Here is a 2,509-nt window from a genome sequence, read left to right on the forward strand (position 1 = left end):
CATATATATTATATAAAACATATATATTATATAAAACATATATATTATATAAAACATATATATATTAAGTTTATTTATTTTTTATATTTTATTTTTTAAATAATAATTTATTATTATTATTAATTGATTGTTTTTTTTTTATATATCTGTAATAATAAATTATTTTATTTATTAAAACTTTTTATTTAATAGAACTTATATGCTTAATAAAAATACTATTCAAATTTTTACAAAAATAATACAATATCAAAAAAATCCAATTAAAACTTTTAATACTTTATGTAAAAAAAAAAAATATACTTTATTGTTAGAATCCTCAGAAAAAAAAAAACAAAAAAAAAGTATTATCATTATTGATAGTGCATTAAAAATTTTTGCGGAAGGTTTTAAAGTTTTCATTAAATCTTTAACTTTAAATGGACAAGCAATATTAAATTTATTAGATAAAAAATTACCAAAAAATTTATGCATTCTAAAAAAAGAAAATTTAAGAATATTATTATTTAAAAAAAATAAAAAACAAATGCATGAAGAAGAATCTTTACAATCTGTATCAATTTTTGATAGTTTTCGTTTATTAATTAAAAGTATTTTAATTCCTTCACAATATCCATATTCTATGTTTTTTGGTGGTTTATTTTCATATGATTTAATTAATACATTTGAAAATTTACCTTATACACAAAAAATTAATCAATGTCCTGATTTTTGTTTTTATTTAGCAGAAAGTTTATTAATTATTAATCACCAAAAAAAAAATACTATTTTACAAATTAGTACTTTTACAAAAAATATTCCTGAATTAAATCGCTTAAAAAAAAGATTCTATAAAATACAAAAAATTTTAAAAAAAAAATTAATTTCTTTAACTTCAGTTTCTTCAGAAAATATTTCTGTATCTACTAATATTACTGATAAAAAATTTATTAAAATTATTCAAAATTTACAATTATTAATAAAATGTGGAGAAATTTTTCAAATTGTTCCATCTCGTAAATTTTTTATTCCTTGTAAACATTCATTACATTCATATCAAATTTTAAAAAAAAATAATCCTAGTCCATATATGTTTTACTTACAAGATAAAAATTTTGTTTTATTTGGTGCTTCACCGGAAAGTTTTTTAAAATATTGTCCTAATAAAAATCTTATTGAAATACATCCTATTGCAGGAACTCGTCCTAGAGGAAAAAATTTAGATTTTTCTATTAATCAAGAATTAGATAATCGTTTAGAATTATCTTTACGTATTAATACTAAAGAACTTGCAGAACATATTATGTTAGTTGATTTAGCGAGAAATGATTTAGCAAAAATTTGTAAATGTGGAAGTCGAAAAGTTTCTAAATTAATGCAAATAGAAAAATATTCACATGTTATGCATTTAGTGTCGAAAGTTACAGGGAAATTAAAAAAAAATTTAGATATCTTTCATGCATATCAATCTTGTATGAATATGGGTACTTTAACTGGTGCACCAAAAATTCGTGCAATGCAAATTATTGCTCAAATAGAACAAACAAAACGTGGAAGTTATGGAGGATCAATTGGATATTTTACTGGCTTAGGAAAATTGGATACTAGTATTATTATTCGTTCCGCATATGTTGAAAATAATATTGCTACTGTACAGGCAGGAGCTGGTATTATGTTTGATTCATCTCCTTTAGAAGAATTGAATGAATGTTTTAATAAAGCTTATGTAGTTTTATTATCAATTTTTCAATCTTGCAATTCATTAGGAGTATTAAAAATATGAATGATGTTTTAATTTTAGATAATTTAGATTCTTTTACATATAATTTAGTAGATATGTTAAAAAAATTAAATCAAAATGTCATAATATATCGTAATACAATTCCAGTACAAACAATTATTTTAGCTTTAACTTATATGAAAAATCCTATTATTATTTTATCGCCTGGTCCCGGAACACCAAAAAATTCAGGATGTTTATTAAAAATCATTAAATTTTGTAAAGGTAAAATTCCAATTTTTGGAATTTGTTTAGGTTATCAAGCAATTGTTTCTGTATATGGAGGTAAAATTTGTTATGCAAATAAAATTATGCATGGAAAGGTTTCATATATTGTACATGATCAATTAGAAATGTTCTTAAACGTGCCTAATCCTTTATTAGTGGCACGATATCATTCATTAATATGTGATGATATTCCTAAAAATTTAATTGTAAATGCGCGCTCAAAAAATACAATTATGGCGATTCGTAATAATTATGATCGAATTTGTGGATTACAGTTTCATCCTGAATCTATTTTAACTGTTTATGGAGAAATTTTATTAAAAAAACATATACAATGGTTACGTTCATAAAAAATAAAATTTTTCATTTTTAAAATGTATAAACTGTGGATAACCTTTGTATAAAGTTGTATAAGTTTTCATTTTTAAAATGTATAAACTGTGGATAACCTTTGTATAAAGTTGTATAAGTTTTCATTTTTAAAATGTATAAACTGTGGATAACCTTTGTATAAAGTTGTATAAG

General features: G+C 21.2%; 2 protein-coding genes. Both read left to right on the forward strand.

Features of this window, described 5'->3' with window-relative positions:
* Window positions 1–199 precede the first annotated feature (199 nt).
* Entirely contained in the window at window positions 200–1,759 is a 1,560-nt protein-coding gene (locus tag BTSPAZIEG_RS02110) for an anthranilate synthase component 1 (protein ID WP_075473012.1), read from the forward strand.
* The gene (locus tag BTSPAZIEG_RS02115; protein WP_075473014.1) at window positions 1,756–2,334 is read left to right on the forward strand and encodes an aminodeoxychorismate/anthranilate synthase component II; all 579 of its coding nucleotides are present in this window, start codon (window positions 1,756–1,758) and stop codon (window positions 2,332–2,334) included. The genes BTSPAZIEG_RS02110 and BTSPAZIEG_RS02115 overlap by 4 nt, the downstream gene beginning before the upstream one ends.
* The last annotated feature ends 175 nt before the right edge of the window (window positions 2,335–2,509 follow it).

Source organism: Buchnera aphidicola (Tuberolachnus salignus) (genome assembly GCF_900016785.1).
In the GTDB taxonomy this organism is placed as follows: domain Bacteria; phylum Pseudomonadota; class Gammaproteobacteria; order Enterobacterales; family Enterobacteriaceae; genus Buchnera_F; species Buchnera_F aphidicola_M.

What these genes read in the sequence shown, in the direction of transcription:
- BTSPAZIEG_RS02110 (WP_075473012.1), top strand. Translation starts at nt 200, where the DNA reads ATGCTTAATAAAAATACTATTCAAATTTTTACAAAAATAATACAATAT.
- BTSPAZIEG_RS02115 (WP_075473014.1), top strand. Translation starts at nt 1,756, where the DNA reads ATGAATGATGTTTTAATTTTAGATAATTTAGATTCTTTTACATATAAT.